17 protein-coding genes and 1 riboswitch are annotated in these 16485 nt (G+C 31.1%); of the genes, 7 read left to right on the forward strand and 10 right to left on the reverse strand.

The window, feature by feature from the left end; translation table 11 throughout:
* Nucleotides 1-21 precede the first annotated feature (21 nt).
* The gene (locus N4T77_RS10720) at nt 22-525 is read left to right on the forward strand and encodes a MarR family winged helix-turn-helix transcriptional regulator (protein ID WP_261671787.1); all 504 of its coding nucleotides are present in this window, start codon (nt 22-24) and stop codon (nt 523-525) included.
* Between the two features lie 240 nt (nt 526-765).
* Nucleotides 766-2670 (forward strand): FAD-dependent oxidoreductase, encoded by a 1905-nt coding sequence (locus N4T77_RS10725; RefSeq protein WP_261671788.1) that lies wholly within the window; start codon nt 766-768, stop codon nt 2668-2670.
* 152 nt (nt 2671-2822) lie between these two features.
* Here the strand turns inward: N4T77_RS10725 and N4T77_RS10730 are convergent, their stop codons facing one another.
* The 3 genes from N4T77_RS10730 to N4T77_RS10740 all read right to left on the reverse strand — a co-directional run bounded on the left by N4T77_RS10730 (nt 2823) and on the right by N4T77_RS10740 (nt 4925).
* Entirely contained in the window at nt 2823-3158 is a 336-nt protein-coding gene (locus N4T77_RS10730) for a DUF2085 domain-containing protein (RefSeq protein ID WP_261671789.1), read from the reverse strand.
* Between the two features lie 9 nt (nt 3159-3167).
* Nucleotides 3168-4148 carry a TerB family tellurite resistance protein gene (locus N4T77_RS10735; RefSeq protein WP_261671790.1) on the reverse strand — a complete coding sequence of 327 codons (981 nt, stop codon included), beginning with the start codon at nt 4146-4148 and terminating at the stop codon, nt 3168-3170.
* A gap of 222 nt (nt 4149-4370) precedes the next feature.
* Nucleotides 4371-4925 (reverse strand): helix-turn-helix domain-containing protein, encoded by a 555-nt coding sequence (locus N4T77_RS10740; RefSeq protein ID WP_261671791.1) that lies wholly within the window; start codon nt 4923-4925, stop codon nt 4371-4373.
* A gap of 118 nt (nt 4926-5043) precedes the next feature.
* Here N4T77_RS10740 and N4T77_RS10745 point away from each other — a divergent pair, with 118 nt between their 5' ends.
* From N4T77_RS10745 to N4T77_RS10755, 3 genes are all read left to right on the forward strand, one after another.
* Nucleotides 5044-5628 (forward strand): LysE family transporter, encoded by a 585-nt coding sequence (locus N4T77_RS10745; protein WP_261671792.1) that lies wholly within the window; start codon nt 5044-5046, stop codon nt 5626-5628.
* Nucleotides 5629-5819: 191 nt separating this feature from the next.
* Nucleotides 5820-6578, forward strand: a complete 759-nt coding sequence (locus tag N4T77_RS10750) for a DeoR/GlpR family DNA-binding transcription regulator (RefSeq protein WP_261671793.1) — start codon at nt 5820-5822, stop codon at nt 6576-6578.
* A gap of 14 nt (nt 6579-6592) precedes the next feature.
* Nucleotides 6593-7474, forward strand: coding sequence for a Cof-type HAD-IIB family hydrolase (locus tag N4T77_RS10755; protein ID WP_261671794.1), 882 nt, complete (start codon nt 6593-6595; stop codon nt 7472-7474).
* A gap of 263 nt (nt 7475-7737) precedes the next feature.
* Nucleotides 7738-7846: riboswitch (glycine riboswitch) on the forward strand.
* A gap of 350 nt (nt 7847-8196) precedes the next feature.
* On the opposite strand, the gene N4T77_RS10760 is transcribed toward N4T77_RS10755, so the two are convergent.
* From N4T77_RS10760 to N4T77_RS10780, 5 genes are all read right to left on the reverse strand, one after another.
* Nucleotides 8197-9936 carry a B12-binding domain-containing radical SAM protein gene (locus tag N4T77_RS10760; RefSeq protein WP_261671866.1) on the reverse strand — a complete coding sequence of 580 codons (1740 nt, stop codon included), beginning with the start codon at nt 9934-9936 and terminating at the stop codon, nt 8197-8199.
* The gene (locus N4T77_RS10765; RefSeq protein ID WP_261671795.1) at nt 9911-10468 is read right to left on the reverse strand and encodes a methyltransferase domain-containing protein; all 558 of its coding nucleotides are present in this window, start codon (nt 10466-10468) and stop codon (nt 9911-9913) included. Before N4T77_RS10765 ends, N4T77_RS10760 begins: the two co-directional genes overlap by 26 nt.
* Nucleotides 10469-10559: 91 nt before the next feature.
* Complete coding sequence (locus tag N4T77_RS10770) at nt 10560-11276, reverse strand: zinc dependent phospholipase C family protein (protein WP_261671796.1); 717 nt, start codon at nt 11274-11276, stop codon at nt 10560-10562.
* Between the two features lie 34 nt (nt 11277-11310).
* Nucleotides 11311-12618 carry a PQQ-dependent sugar dehydrogenase gene (locus tag N4T77_RS10775; RefSeq protein WP_261671797.1) on the reverse strand — a complete coding sequence of 436 codons (1308 nt, stop codon included), beginning with the start codon at nt 12616-12618 and terminating at the stop codon, nt 11311-11313.
* A 126-nt stretch (nt 12619-12744) separates the two neighbouring features.
* Nucleotides 12745-13320, reverse strand: coding sequence for a ferritin family protein (locus N4T77_RS10780; protein ID WP_261671798.1), 576 nt, complete (start codon nt 13318-13320; stop codon nt 12745-12747).
* Nucleotides 13321-13673: 353 nt separating this feature from the next.
* Here N4T77_RS10780 and N4T77_RS10785 point away from each other — a divergent pair, with 353 nt between their 5' ends.
* Nucleotides 13674-14354 (forward strand): 5-methyltetrahydrofolate--homocysteine methyltransferase, encoded by a 681-nt coding sequence (locus N4T77_RS10785; protein ID WP_261671799.1) that lies wholly within the window; start codon nt 13674-13676, stop codon nt 14352-14354.
* 49 nt (nt 14355-14403) lie between these two features.
* On the opposite strand, the gene N4T77_RS10790 is transcribed toward N4T77_RS10785, so the two are convergent.
* Complete coding sequence (locus tag N4T77_RS10790) at nt 14404-14769, reverse strand: response regulator (RefSeq protein ID WP_261671800.1); 366 nt, start codon at nt 14767-14769, stop codon at nt 14404-14406.
* 153 nt (nt 14770-14922) lie between these two features.
* Nucleotides 14923-15432, reverse strand: coding sequence for a DUF2179 domain-containing protein (locus N4T77_RS10795; RefSeq protein WP_261671801.1), 510 nt, complete (start codon nt 15430-15432; stop codon nt 14923-14925).
* A 266-nt stretch (nt 15433-15698) separates the two neighbouring features.
* Between N4T77_RS10795 and N4T77_RS10800 the strand changes: the two genes are divergently transcribed.
* A complete protein-coding gene (locus N4T77_RS10800) occupies nt 15699-16403 on the forward strand; it encodes a TerC family protein (RefSeq protein WP_261671802.1) in 705 nt (234 codons plus the stop codon).
* Nucleotides 16404-16485: the final 82 nt, after the last annotated feature.

Genomic DNA, 16485 nt, shown 5'->3' on the forward strand with positions numbered 1-16485 from the left:
TCTAATATAGGGAGAGAAATTATGGATAAAAGACAAAAGGATTACTACTTTAACTTGTTTTTAAACCTAATAAGAGCCACATATATGAATCTAGAAAAGGATTGGGAGAATGTAGCAAAGGAAGCAGGTCTCACCCATGCCCAACAACACGCATTATGGATATTGCATCTAGATAATGGTCTTACCTTAGAAGAGCTTGGTAATATTGCTCTTTGGAACAAATCTACAACTTCCGCTCTTATAAGCAGATTAGAAAAAAAAGGTTATGTAAAAAAGGATAAGTATTTAAATAATAGCAGAACAATTAAAATTTACATAACCGATGAAGGAAAAGAAATTTTAGAAAAAAGCGTTGGCACAAAATCAGCTTTTGAGTTTATGGGCCTCTTTGAGCATTTTAAACTAGAAGAAATTGAGACATTTTTAGATATTCTTCATAAAATTTCTGGCATGGTAGGAACCTGGGATTTATCAGACTTTCAAAAATTTCTAAAAACCTCTTCAGAAAATTTGTCGAAAAAATAACAAATTCACACTTGATTTTTTCTTATGTAAAGGTATAATATTAGTATAAAAATAAAATTCGTTCACACATTTTATTGACCCCTTTAATAAAATTTATCCTTATGTGAGAAATGTACTTTATCTAGACCTTGAGAACTCAACAGTATCCCTTGATAAATTACATTTGAATAAATCTTATTTTTTACAATTAAAATTCGTTAACGAACGTCAGTAACTTAACAAACTTAGGAGGTAATTATTATGTCAAAACTTTTTTCCCCTATTAAAATTGGTCAATTAGAATTAAAAAACAGATTTATGATGGCACCTATGGAGAATGGTTTAGCAGCTTTAGGAGGCGAGGTAAGTCAAAGAATTATTGATTTTTTTGTTGAAAGAGCTAAAAAGGAAGTTTCAATTATAATTACAGGCTCTGTGGGAATATCCCCTGAAGGAAGAGGTCTTCCTACACAATTAAGTATATATGACGATAAATTTATTCCTGGTTTAACAAGAATGACTGATGCTATCCATGAAGCTGGTGCAAAGGTTGGAGCGCAAATATATCACGCAGGTAGACAAGCTAGTGAAGCAGTAACTGGTCTTCAACCAATAGCTCCTACCGCTATGCCTTGTGAAATAGTAGGAAATAATCCTAGAGAAATGACTAAAGATGATATATTGGAAACAAAAGAAAAATTCAAGAAAGCTGCAGAAAGATCACTAAAAGCTGGCTTTGACCTTATAGAAGTTCACTTTGCTCATGGGTACTTATTACACAGCTTTTTATCTCCTCACAGCAATAAAAGAACTGATGAATATGGTGGCTCTTTAGAAAATAGAATGCGTTTTCCAATGGAAGTTTTAAGAGAAGTTATAGAAGTCTGCAAGGGAAAGGCTCCTGTTATAATAAGAATAAGTGCAGATGAATACCTTCAGGATGGATTAAAGTTTGAAGAAGTTAAGACTATTTGTAAGGAAGCAGAGAAGGCTGGTGTAGATGCTATAAGCTTAACTGCCGGAAGCTACGACGCCGTTGAATATACAATTCAGCCAATGTTTATAAAGCAAGGCTTCTTGATACCATTTAGCGAAGAACTAAAGAAAGAAGTAGAAGTTCCTGTCATAGTAGCAGGAAGATTGAATAGTGCAGAGCTTATAAATAATATACTTGAAGAGAATAAAGCAGACATGGTTGCTATCGGCAGAGGTCTTATAGCAGATGAAGACCTTATCATAAAAATGCAACATAATAATTATGAAGATATACGTTACTGTGTAGCTTGTAACCAGGGCTGTATAGATAAGGTGTTTTTAGGACAAGGTATTAACTGTTTAGTAAACGCTAGAGCTGGTTTTGACAGTGAAAGAAAAATAGAAAAGGCAGCTGAAGCTAAGAATGTTGTAATTATAGGAGCTGGCCCTGCTGGTCTTGAAGCTGCAAGAGTTTCCAGGCTAAGAGGCCACAAAGTAACTATAGTGGATAAGGTAGATAGAATAGGTGGTAAAATGGAAACCCTAGCTGCACCACCTGAAAAAGATACTTTCCTATTCTTTAGAGATTATCTATATAACCAGTTTGTTAGACTTGGTATAAACTTTATACAAAAGGATGTTAAATCAGCTGAAGATATAAAGGAATTAAATCCAGATGCAGTTGTTATAGCTACTGGTGCTTCTCAAACAGTTCCACCTATTAAAGGAATTGACTCTAAAAATGTTGTAATGGCCGAGGATGTATTAAATGGAAATATAGAAGTAGGTTCAACAGTTGCTATCATAGGAGGCGGACTTGTAGGAACGGAAACTTCAAAATTCCTTGCTGCTAAAGGTGTAAAAGTTCATATTGTTGAAATGATGGATGCTATAGCAAAGGATATTGGAGCTACTTTCGTAGGCCACTTATTTAAGGTTCTAAAGGAAAAAGGTGTGGAGCAGCACCTTAAGGCTAAGGTTCTCCAAATAACTGAGAATGCTATTGTTCTTGAAGATGGAGAAATAAAGGTTGACAACATAGTTATTGCTGCTGGCTATAAGGCTAATGACAGTGTTGTTGAGGATATAAAGAAAAACTTCAAAGAGGTTTATACTGCTGGTGATGTAAATAGAGCAAGAAGAATTATGGACGCTGTAGAAGAAGGCTTTAAGGTTGCTTGCCAGATATAGTATTGGAGGATTCCATATAGACTGGTCTTAGATAGATTAGATTTGTATAAATTCATCCCTATTTTTAAGAAAAAGGACTCTGTTATAATGCAAAAGTGTGCATTATAACAGAGTCCTTACATATATCTATAAAAATTGAACTTCAATAATATCTATAAATAACTTAAACCGAACCCTGTTAGTAATCCAGTAATAATTCTTCTAAGATTAGTGCTTTCAACCTCCAGAACATACTGTAAATACCCATCAATAGCTAAAGGCAGTATTGACACTATTCCAATCCACTGTAAGCCTTTATTGTAATAATATTGATGCTGTATTATGTTACCAGTAATAATTCCTATAATCAGGCTAGTACACCTCCAGCACAAAGGAAAGCAAAACCCAAATATAATTGGTGCACGATGGGCTTTTAAATTACATAAAGGCTTTTTTCCAATATGATGGAGTCTACTTAAAATATAATTAGGTAACTTAGATTTTTTCATTCTTAATTTTTAAAATCCTCGTGATAATCTTATTTTTTCATAAGCTTCTTGTATTTCTTGAGTTTTTTCCTTAGCTAAATTCATCATTTCTAAAGGTAAATCCTTTGATACATATTTATCTGGGTGGTATGTAAGTAAAAGCTTTCTATAACTTTTCTTAATTTCTTCTATGCTGCTATTTTTATTACAATTCAGTACACCATAGTATTGGTCTAGGTTTTCTATGTACCTATTTTTTACATCTAAATATTCGTAATCTGAAAACCCAAAAATATTGCCTGCTCTTTTTAAAACTTTTTCTTGTTCTGGATGAATGTAATTATCTACGGCAGCTATTTTAAACATCATATCTAACAAACCGAACAATATGCTTCTATCATCAGAAAACAGATCATAGATTTTGAGCAGAGGCTTTTCGTAATTATGTGGGTTTGATTTTTCTCTGTTGAATACAGATTCAACCTCCTTCTTTTGATAATAATTTAGCTGTAACTCACTATTTAGTATTTCACTAAATACGTCTATTTCTTTTTTACTTACAGTTCCATCCGCTTTAGCAATTTTAGCTAGTACTTCAACTAAATAAATAATCCACTGGCCGCAGCATTCCTCATCTTTCATAATCCTTGAATCCCTATACACAAAGGTCTTTTCACAGTCTGGACATATCCAGCTTCCTTCCGAATGTATATTACAACTATTATTACAATAAGGGCATTTAACACTAAACTTATTACTGTATGTACCACTATTCTCTTCCTGTCTGTTAAAGTTGTTTCTGTTTGTTTCTCTATAATAGTTAAATTCTTTATTACAGTGAGGACAAACCCATTCTCCCTCAGATTTAATAAAGACCTTCTTATCACAATGAGGACAAATAACCGTAATTTGATTATCATCTCTTACATTGTTTTTATCAGTCTTAGAATTTGACATGATACAAAATACTATTAACCCTATAACTAATAATGCTCCCACTTTTTTCTTCAACTCCTAACAATTAAAATATTCAGCTACTATATGTTTGATTAAAATTCCAAAAAGTAGTATTCTACAATTGTCCAACAATTTCCTGCATAAATCTGTAATTATTTATGAATTTCTACATAAAAAAAGAGTAACTATCTTCTGGTTACTCTTTTTAGTAAGCTTTAATTTCTTTATATTTGCAGCTCCACCTATTGTTAAACTTGATATATTCAGCGCATAGTTTTATAACGGATAGTAAATAACCATGGTTAATGAACAAAGGCCAGAGCCTGTGTTTTTGTAATAGTGAGAGCTGCCTGCCTTAAACCGTATAGAGTTCCCCTTTTCTACCACAAAATCTTCACCATTTACATTGACAGTAAGTTCTCCTGAGAATACAGTAATGAATTCCTGTGTCCCCTGTTGATGAGCTTCTGTAGACAAATAACCTTCCACCTCAACCTCAAGAGAATACATTTCAAACCGCCTCTCACTATCAAAGGCGAATACAGGAAATATCCTTACTCTACCACTATCCTCAATAAGTGGTTGAACTTTAGACTTATCTACAAGCTCAAAGTCAGCCTCTGGCTTGCTCATAAGTTGAGTGCAGGATATTTTTAATCCATTTGCAATCTTCCATACCGTTGACACAGTGGGATTAACTTCACATCTCTCAATTTGTCCAAGCATACTTTTGCTTACACCGGTCAATTTTGAGACATTTTCAAGGCTAAGTTTCTTCCTCTCACGAAGCTCTTTCAAGTTTTCAGCAATAATAAAGTTTAGATTATTCAAAAAATTCCACCTCCAACCATTGACAGTATACTGCACAAATAGTACCATTATAGTATACGTATGATATATTATACTTTTCATGTATTATATCATACACTTATAAGGGGGGTAAATGTTTATGATGAATTTTCCAGCATTTTTGTCCTATGTTCTTATTGCAAACTTTTCACCGGGACCAAATAGTATCATTTCAATGTCAAATGCCAGTCGATACGGATTTAAGAAGAGCTTAATATTTAATGTAGGTATATTTTTTGGTGTACTTATTGTAACGGCTCTGTCTAGCGTTTTCAGCATGGCTCTTTACACTTTTATTCCTTCAATTAAGCCAATTATGGCCTGTATTGGAGCAGCTTATATGTTATGGCTTTCATGGAAAACCTTCACTAGCAAACCTTTAAGTGAAGACAAACCTGAAAAAGCTACGAATACATTTTTATTCGGTTTGCTTTTACAATTTATAAATCCAAATGTCATTCTTTATAGCGTTACAACAATCTCAACATTTGTAATACCTCACTATAACTCTATATCCATGCTTGCAATCTTTTGTGTAATCCTTGCCTCTGCTGGTTTTATAGCAACCAGCTGCTGGACTCTATTTGGTTCCTTATTCCAAAAATTTCTTTCTAAAAATAGTAAAGTAGTCAATACTGTTATGTCTCTACTTCTTGTTTATTGTGCAGTTTCATTATTTCTTTAATTAAAGCTAAACACTTACTTTAGTTAACCTCCAAGCTGCTGTCTCTCCTAGGTATAGTAAAAAGTGCTAGATAATCAATTTATCTGGCATTTTTACTTAGATACACTTATAATTACTTGTAGTTCATTGACAAATTACTTATACTTAATTATAATCTACTTATATAGTATTTTGTTACAGAGGTGATTTATATGTATCAGGAAGAAAGAATGCAGCTAATATTAGATTATTTAAATGAAAATAAGAGAATAAGCGTAGAGGAAATATGTAAGTTATACGATGTTTCACGAGATACTGCTCGTAGGGACTTAGTTAACTTAGAAAAGCAAGGTACTATTATTAGAACCCATGGTGGTGCAATACTTCCATTGCCAAAGGAAGAGATAAAAAGCTATTCTGAAAGACTGTTATTTGATGTAAAAGAGAAGCATAAAATTGCTAGACTCAGCGCTTCCCTTATTAAGGAAAGAGAAACTATAATTTTTGATACCTCAACAACAGTTCAAGCCTCTGCAGAATTCTTAGAGGACAAGGAATGTAATGTAATCACTAATTCAATAAATGTAGCAGATATTCTTTCTAAAAAAGATAAAGTGAAAACCTTTCTTCTCGGAGGAAGGCTAAATAATCAACATAGATTTCTATATGGAAATACTACAATTGATATGCTTTCCTACTATTATGCAGATAAATCCTTTCTAGGTGCATTAGCTATATCATCAAGGGGAATCTCCGTAGCGGATGCTGAAGATGCTGCAGTTATGAGAAAAATGGCTGAACAGTCTAGAGAAGCTATAGTTTTAGCAGATCACACAAAATTTAATAAAACTGCTAGTTTTAAGGTATGCAATCTCTCAAAAATAGATTTAGTAATCACTGATAAATGCCCAGATGAAGAGTTTATGGAGATCTTACATAAAAACAATGTAAATTTAATTATAGCTGAATAGTTAGGAGGATTATAATGAAACTTATTGCTACAGATTTAGATGGAACTCTTTTAAATTCAAATCATGAAATAAGTCAAGAAAACTCAGAGGCTCTAAGATTAGCAAAGGAAAAAGGAATAGAAATAGCTATAGCTACAGGTAGAACTTATTCCGATGCAAGGCACCTGTGTAAAAAAGCTGATATTAATGCCCATATAATATCAAATAACGGTTCTTTGATATTTTCTAAAGAAGGTAAAAAGCTTAAATCATGGACTATAGATAAGGATTCTCTTGAATATGTACTTAATTGGCTTAATGAAAATGAATATCTTTATGAAATATCTACAGCTGAGAATCTATTTATACCTCATAACGCAGAAGATTTGTTAAGAAAGGACTTCGATATAGCAAAAACTAATAATTCTTCTCTTAAAGAAGAACTTATTAATAATATGATAACCTTAATATTTTCCCAGAAAGGCATTAAACCTGTGAAATGCAAAGATGATATTCTTAAATCAAATTTAGATTTTTGTAGTATAACTGCTGTGTCCTTTGATAAAAATAAACTTAATCATAGTAGAGATCACTACAGAAAATTCAAAGAATTATCTATGGTTATATCCAATGAATATAACTTTGAGTTAGTAAATAAAGATGCCTCTAAAGGCAATTCCTTGGAATATCTAAGTAAACACCTAGAAATTCCTTTGGAAAGTGTTGCAGCCTTTGGAGACAACTACAATGATGTGTCAATGTTTAAAAAGGTTGGTATAAGTGTTGCTATGGGAAATGCTGATGATGATATAAAAAAGATCTGCAAATACGTTTCCCTGTCTAATAATCTTAACGGAGTAGCACATTTTATAGGGGACTTTATAAGCAACTTAAAAGCTAAATCCACTCCGGCGTAACCACTTTGGGCGTGACGGTAGGATTATATAAACGAAAATTGCTAAATGCTTTTCGAAACTGGAAAACCAGAATCTTACTCTTAGATTCTGGTTTTTTCCAACACTTGAAACTCAAATCATACTAGGATATTTAGTTACTCAATGGACATTTTAACATTTACCAAATATTAATAAATAACTAATAAATTTAACATTTTATACAATTGATAACATCGTCATGAAATGATATGATTATATTAGAAAGAAAATTAAATATTTTTCGGATGAAAATATCGTGAGATAACAACTCTTAAAAGTTGTTAACCGAAGGAGCAATTATACATCTCCACGTCTGTATAAGAAACTCTCAGGTACCATTAACGATATTGGACGGAGCTCTGAAAATACTGTTTTTAAAACAGAACCAAAGGTGGAAGATAACTTTTATCGATACTCTCAGGTAAAAAAACAGAGGATATGTGGCAATAGCATAATTTTGCATTGCTGCATATCCTCTTTTTCTTTTGTTATTATATATACTTTCATAATGATTATACATATCAATACTAGAACAAGGGGGAAGGATGATGAGTATAATTTGTTTATTAGTAGTAATTTGTAAACATCAATTCTAAAACTATAATAATATATCTATCTTTAAATATAATATAATTAATATTTTCAGCTTATTAAAGATGCTTGCTCAAAATCCCTTTGAGCAAGCATCCCATTCATTATCATCTTTATACTATATCTTCTACAAAAAACTCATTATGTTCCTTCTCATCAAATATTACATAAAGTTGTTTTTCTATTAATTTACCACTTAACACATAACTTTCCATATCCATAAAAAACTTTTCTATATGATACTTATCTGACACTTTAATTTTACCAGCCTCTATAATGTCTTTAACCTTTCTCTCTTCTTCCTTAATTCTTTCCCTATTTAGAAACTCTGGAAGCCATTTCTTTTTATTAAATTTAAGATAATCATATTTAATTATCTCTTTTAACATTTCACTACTCTTTTCCAACTTTTCTTCATTAAATTCTATAAAAACCTTATAGTAATCTGCGGAAGATATATTTCTGCTTAAATAACCTTTATTATAGAAGAACATCCCTAATTCATAGTAAAAATCAAAAGGAGTTTTAAACTCTGGTAAAAAATACTTTAATATATTTTTAAACTTACCTGAATTATAGTATTTATCTACAACCTCTTCTACCTTCTTTAGTATGAGAAGCTCCTCATAACTAATATCTTTAGTTTTAAGTACTTCATAGGGACTATAAGGAGAATGAACTATTCCCCACTGCTTAGCTTCTGCTTCCATTGGCGATCCCTTCAATACTTTTAGAAAGCCAAGCTGTATCTCATCAGGCTGGATACTATATAAATCATTGAAGGATTTCTTAAAGGATTGAAAATCTTCTCCTGGAAGTCCTGCAATTAAATCTAAATGTTGATTTATATTTTTATACTTATTTAATTCCACAACTTGCTTTTTAATATCTTCAAAGGACACAAATCTATTTATATTCTTTAACACCTGATTATTAGTTGTCTGTACTCCTACCTCAAACTGAAATCTTCCCTTAGGCGCTCTAGACAATAGCTCTAGTTGTTCATCATCTAATATATCTGCTGAAATCTCAAAATGAAAGGTAGTTTCTGTATCTAATGTCATCAAATATTCCCAAATTGCTCTAGCAAATTTACTGCTGCAGTTAAAGGTTCTATCTACGAATTTTAATAATTTTACCTTTTTATCTACCAAAAACTTCAGTTCCTTCTTAACTCTCTCTATCTCTAAAAATCTAACTCCATGAATAGTAGATGATATACAGTATTTACAGTTAAAAGGACATCCCCTTGAAGCTTCATAATATACTATTTTATTTTCTAGGTTATCATCTTCCTGGTATGGAAATACTAACCTATTCATATCCAATAGCTCTCTATGTAAATTAAGAACCACTTCTCCCTTTTCTTTAAAACATAGTCCTGCAATATTCCTACGTCTTTTTAAAAACTGTTTTTCCAATTCTAGGCGCTCTTCGCTAGCTATGGACTCCTTTTTAAATTTTTCATATTCTAATCTCCAGGATAGGAACTGATAAAAACTTTCTTCTCCTTCTCCGAATATTACATATTCTCCTGGATTTTCTTCTAAGAAGCTTTTGCTGTCATAGGAAACTTCAGGCCCTCCATATACAATCTCTATCTTTGGATCTACAAGCTTTACTAATTTAGCAATAGACTGTACAAGTTCTATATTCCATATGTAACAAGAAAAAGCCAGTATATCTGGCTTCTCTCTCATAAGCTCCTCTAACACCTTTTCTCTTCTGTCATTAATTGAAAATTCTTTTACTATGCAGTGATAGTCTAAATCCTTAGTGTAAGCTTTTATGTATCTTACTGCTAAATTACTATGAATAAACTGTGAATTAAGCGCTGTTAACACAACTTTCATCTTTTTCTTCAATTCCTTTCTCATTCCTTTTATCCTCGGTACATTGCTGTACTAATGACTTTTTTTTAGCCTTAATATAATATATTCCATCAGAAGCCTTTAAATCTAATATTTCAAAGTATTCTTCTAATAACTTAACTGAATTCTCCCTAGAACTATCCTTAAAAATATTTAAATCTTTTATCTTTATTTTCTTAAGTTTTCTTCCAGGGGCTAGGATTTTAATTACTGAATTAAATATTTTTCTATATCCTTTATCTATATCCCAAATATATAATAGACCATCTTTAGCTAAATATCTATATATATCCCTAATAAATTTTTTCTTATCCTTCTTAAACCACAGGCTGCTAAAGGAAAATAGCATTATGCAGCTGTCATAAAAATTCTCTTTTATTTTCTCCTGCTCTTCTTTTCCATTTACGTATTCTACATTAACTTTGTCATTATACTCTTTATATATATTATACACTATGCCATAATTCTCTAAACCTATATCCAGCACGTTCCCCCTAAATATCTCTTTTTCCATATTAATGAACACTTGTTTTTTCAAATTACCACCTTCCTTTGTAAAGTACTTTAATATATACTTTCTGCATATAAAAAAAAATTCCTCCATATTATGGAAGAATTTTTAATTTTTTCATTTCGTCGTAGTATTTAACCATCAAACCTGCGGTAGTACGTTGAGCTTCCTTTAAGATAGTTCTTGCTACCTTGCCATACCTTTCGTCTCTAGAAGGTATATTTAAATACTTTATATAGGTGCTGTTTGCCATTATAGAATTATTCTTTATATAGTCTTCTAAAGTATCATATAATACTGTTCCACTTTTGGCTTCAAAGGAGTAGTCAGTCATAAGCCTTCCTATAATCCACAGTTCAAATTTTCTATGATTTTTTAGAAGTTTATTGTTTACATGGTGTGGCACTGTTACGTCATGTACTAAGTGACAGGCTGATCCAAAATAAAACAAAGCCTTTTCTATATCCTTCTTGTTTAGGTATTCCATAGATTTATTATAATAGGTTTTACATTCAGTTAAGGCATCTGAAAAACCGTATAATCCTCTTCCTTTAGTAATATGGTAGAAATGATTTGAACTTTTAAAATCTTGATCAGCCCAAGCTACACCAGCATTTAAAGCGCTTATATACCTTCTGAAAAAATCATATTCTTTTTCATATCCATCATTTTTTAGTATTTCAATAGCCTGTATCATTATGAATTTATGAACAGTACAGTGTGTTTTTAAAATTTTCTTTTTAACAGGATTAACTGCGGTAAATATTCCTCTTAGTGTATTGCCATAGGTTTTCTCTAATCTGCCTCTCATTTGTTAATCTATCTCCTCTTCTTTAAATATTAGGCTATTCTTTCTGAATTTTTAGAAGAACAAGTATTGCAAAGATAGTAGTAGCAAGAAGATAAAAATAAAGATTCTTATCTATTCTCAGATTATTACTTATATTATTCTTCTCTATGCTATATAATAAACCATTCTTCCCATCTAGTATTAATAATGAACTTTTTCCAAACTTAATATTAGAAACTAAACTATTGCTATTAAACTTAACATACTCTTTAACTGCTCCTGCTCCACTAAATCCATATACTACATTATCTGATTTATCGTAGAAATATATACAATTTTTTTCACCTAAAATACTGCTGCTATCCACCGCTAAAGCCTCTATACTACTAACAGCCTTATGTTGATATAATGGTGCCGGTGGATTTGTAGTTGGATGATTTTCTAATATAAACTGGGTAGAAATTCCTTTATTACTTTTAAATTTAGGCGAATTTACCGGGTCCCCTCCGCTATAATCAGGCCATCCGTACCAGACTCCTTTTTTTATTTCATATATATAGTCTGTATCTCCTATAATAGGCCTAATACCTCTATTTTCCATTCCTCCTACAGAGGATATTAACTTACTTTCACTATTAAAGTCCATTCCAGTAACGTTTCTTATACCCCATGCGAAGGTTTCACTGTTACCGGTTTTTAAATTATAAATAATAATAGATGAGTTGCCTGGAAAGTGTTCAGGAATAATTTGTCCCTTTATACTTTTTGTTCTATAGCTTTGAAAAGCTCCTGTTTTATCCACTCCAAAGTTTATTCCTTTTAAAGTTATATCTTTAGGAGTTATATCATGAGCATAAAAGTTCTCCTTAGTCCATTTGTTATCATCGCCTACCACCCCAGAGTTAGTTGCCGAACCTATTGCTATATAGAGATAATCTCCCCTTATTTTTATCATACTATTCTTGTAATCACCGTAGTTTGGCATGTCCTTAATTATTACAGCGTTTTTCTTACTCTTTAAATCATAACAATAAACCTTAGTACTAGAAGAGTAGTAAAGTTTACTATCAAAGTAATCTATACTGAAAATATCTAGGTTTTGGTCCTTTAATATATCATAACTCTTTCCATCGCTTTCAATAATTTGAATTCTATTTTTATAAGCTATGTAATGATTACCAACATTGTCTATTGCAAAATCCTGTGCACCTATCAATCCCTTATATATTACACTGTAGTTTAAGCTATTGTTTTTTATGTCTATATTTCCAATTTCTTTATCTTTAGTATAATGACTGGTAATTAAAAAGACTGCTATAAATATAAAAACACAAAACAGTAGAATCTTTATAAATTTCTTCATAGTTATAATCTCCTCATTATATTTCTTTAAAATATATATATTTTAAAATTCTACTGTATATGTATATAGCAGTCATTGTATTTAATATTTTTTAATAAATAAGCTTGCTTTCAGTTATTATTTATCCTATAGAGTTTGTCCTTTATCTGTAAGTTGAATATGCTCTTCCTCAACCATAGATAGTGCCTTAAATATACTTTTTATATTTTTATCTTCTACCACACTACTATACTTCTCATAATATTCAACAGCATGTTTTTCCCTCTTGCAAGCCATTTCTAATAAGATCTCATCAGAATTATACTTGGAATAATCCATCTCCCTAAGTACAGGGTCTTCTGTAAATCCACCTATCTTCTTATGTATTCTAGCATGCATATACTCTATTCTAGATAGAGCTTCAAAAACTTTTTTTACCTTTTCATCCTTTGCAATCTTTGATGCCTTTTTATAAAAGTCTCCATTAAAAATTTCTAACTTTACCGCATGGTCTATTATTTTTAATGTAGTGCTGTCTAATTTTCCACTATCTCCAAATTCAATAGCTTTTCCCCCTTGCACTAAATACTCCTTATTGGCACCACAGAATGGACATGTATCTATATTATCAATGTGATTTGAGGTTATAAAACCCTCTTTGTTAAAATCATAGTTTTTATCGTTTATCTCCATTCCGCATACTACACATATCAATTTATTCATAACACTCTTCCTTTCTATTAATGTTCTACTATCTTAAGTATAACATGAACATTCCTTAAAACAGCAACTTAAATTTATTCTATCTAATGGACATTAGCAGAAATTTCTATTATATATATACATAGGTTATACATTAATATGAACTAAAACCAATATGTTTCACAATACTAAATATAATCAAATCTTAAACAGATGCAAGTTTAAGTCCATTGCAAACCAAATTGGCACTTAAATTGACCTTCAATCCAATATTTAATATAAAATTATGAATATCAATAAGCTTTTACTTGCATTTTAATTTTTATTCCGATATAATATACCTATAAGATTATTAAAAGTAGGAGGTTTAGCTCATGAATATAGTATCAGATTTTAAATTTGAATTAAATAAAAATAAGATCATTACCTCAGTACAATCTTATTGCGAGACACCTCCCTTTAAGACGCTAAGCGAAATGTACGATAACCTACTTCCTTTAGTAAGAGAATATTCTAAACCTATGGGTATATTTAAATTAGATAAAAAAACCGAAGACTTAAATTTAGATTTGTTAGAAAATTGCAAATTTATACTATATTGTGCCGTTACTCTTGGAAAAAGTTCCTCAGAAAAGATAGATGACCTTTTTAACGAAGGAAAGTTTTTTGAGGCAATATTATTCGATTCTATGACCAGTTCTTACCTCTTCGATGTAAGTTCACAACTTTTTAGAGAAATTTGTGAGAAAGCACATGATATAGGTCTAGGTCTCACAAGAAAAATAGCTCCTGGAGATGGGGAAATTGGTCTTGAATATCAAAAGGAAATAGTAAATAAGTTACAGTGTAAGAATGTACTTAATCTTAGTATTTCTAATGGCTGTTTATTGTCTCCATCAAAGTCCATGTCTTATGTATATGGCGCCGATGAAAGTCTGATTTTAAACCAACAAAAAGATCATAGCTGCGATACTTGTTTCAATACCACCTGCAGCATGAGAAATACTTCTGAGTCCAATGAAGATTCTTGCATAAAAAAAATAGGCTGCGCATAAAATGCAGCCTATTCTAGAATTCCTTTATAATACCTTTTCAACGCTATTCCTAGCCTTTCAATTTGAAGGCTTTGTTTATTTCCTTTAATAACTCATCCTCATCAAAGGGCTTTATTACAAATCCTTTGGCACCTTCTTCTATAGCTTCTCTTATTATTTGCTGCTGCCCCATAGCTGAGCATACAATTACGTAGGCCTTTGAATCTATCTTTATGATTTCCTTAACGGCTTCCAACCCTGTCATTTCTCTCATAGTTAAGTCCATAGTAACTACAGTAGGTTTTAGTTCCTTGTATTTTGTTACAGCTTCCCTTCCATTTGAGGCTTCTCCAGATACCTTAATATTATTCTTTTCTAATATTTCTATTATGATATTTCTCATAAATTTAGAATCATCTACTATTAGTACTCCCATAATTAAACTAGTTCTCCTTTGTTATAATTTAAATTATATAACATAAATATTATACTATATAAACCTACCTACTATTCTAATTATTTTTTCAAATAACACCTATAAATTTTAGTAATAATCTTTAAAGCTATATGGAATGGTATTTTCTGGTATTTATTTTCTGATTCCATATCCCCCATATACTGTTTTAGTATCTGTTATAGAAACTACAGCCTTTATGTCAGAACTGTGTATTAAATCTATTATTTCTTTTCTTCTCTTTCTTTTTGCATGTATAACTAAAATTTTCTTCTCATCTTTTAATCCTTCAGCATCTATTATGGTAACACCAATTTTCTGCTCTCTTAATATTTGAGCTAATTCTTCTCCATCCTGTTCTGAAGTTATAACATTTATAGTTAAAACTCCTATAGCAAGCTTTTCCTCTAAAATACAACCAATATAATTTCCACAGGTAAAGCCAAAAGCGTAGACAACCATCTTTATTGGGTCTTGATCTATACCTACAAGTACTTTACTAACTACGTATAACCATATAGAAACTTCAATAAACCCAATTATTGAGCCATATAGTTTTTCACCTCTTGTTATCATTACTGTCCTAACTGTCATTAAAGCTACTTCTACAATTTTAGCAAAAAAAATAAATAAATAAGTTCCCATCCTCTCTCCTCCATTCCCTATATCCTATATATTATATTACATAGGTTGACCATATGTACACATTTCCCATTAAATTTTAATTATGTCTACTTAAAAATCATAGTTATACAAATTAAGTTAAATTAATATAATTTAATAAATCTAGTAAAATTACATTAATATATTTTGAAATCATTTCCTTTTAGTTATTTTGAATTATTCTTTTTCTATGTTAAAATAATATGGAGACATTAAATTTTACTAACACTAAAAAAAGGAGTAGATATATGGATAACTTTATAACATTTTTAATAGGTGCAGCTCAAATAACCCTTTTAGACATAGTATTAAGTGGTGATAACATAGGTGTAATTGCATTAGCTACAAGAAACCTTCCAGAAAAGTACGCTAAACGAGCTTCTGCTATAGGGGTCTTTGGTGCGGTGTCACTAAGAATTATTTTCGCATCCCTTATTACATATATTTTAATGATTGAGTGGCTGCCAATAAGGCTGGTAGGCGGTATACTCTTAGTAAAGATAACTTGGAATTTTATTAGACCAGAAAAGGCAGAAGAGGATCATCATGTAAAGGTGTCAAATAAATTTATGGGAGCTGTTTGGAGTATTATAATAGCTGACATAACTATGAGCTTAGACAATGTGTTAGCCATTGCTGGAGCCGCTCAGGGAAGCATTGGACTTATTGTATTTGGATTGCTTTTAAACATTCCTATAATATTTTTCGGAAGTCAGTATGTTGCAAAACTAATGAACAAGCATCCGCTAGTAATCTATATAGGTGGTGCAGTGCTTGCACATACTTCTTTTAAAATGCTACTAGAAGACAAGCTGCTAGCGAACTATGTTCCTCACATTTTCAGCTTAGTAGTGCCTTATGTAGCTGCGTTACTTACACTTATTTATGGCATCTATATAATAAATAAACCAAAAAAAATTAGTTTTAAAGATTATAGGCAACAAAAACTTTAAAACTACCAAGCTTTAAGCTCTACTTGAATCCATTGCAAAAGTAGAGCTTATTTTCTTAAACTAAAAAGGAAGTCCAATTCTA

Origin of the sequence: Clostridium sp. CX1 (assembly GCF_025398335.1) — a bacterium.
In the GTDB taxonomy this organism is placed as follows: domain Bacteria; phylum Bacillota; class Clostridia; order Clostridiales; family Clostridiaceae; genus Clostridium_AM; species Clostridium_AM tanneri.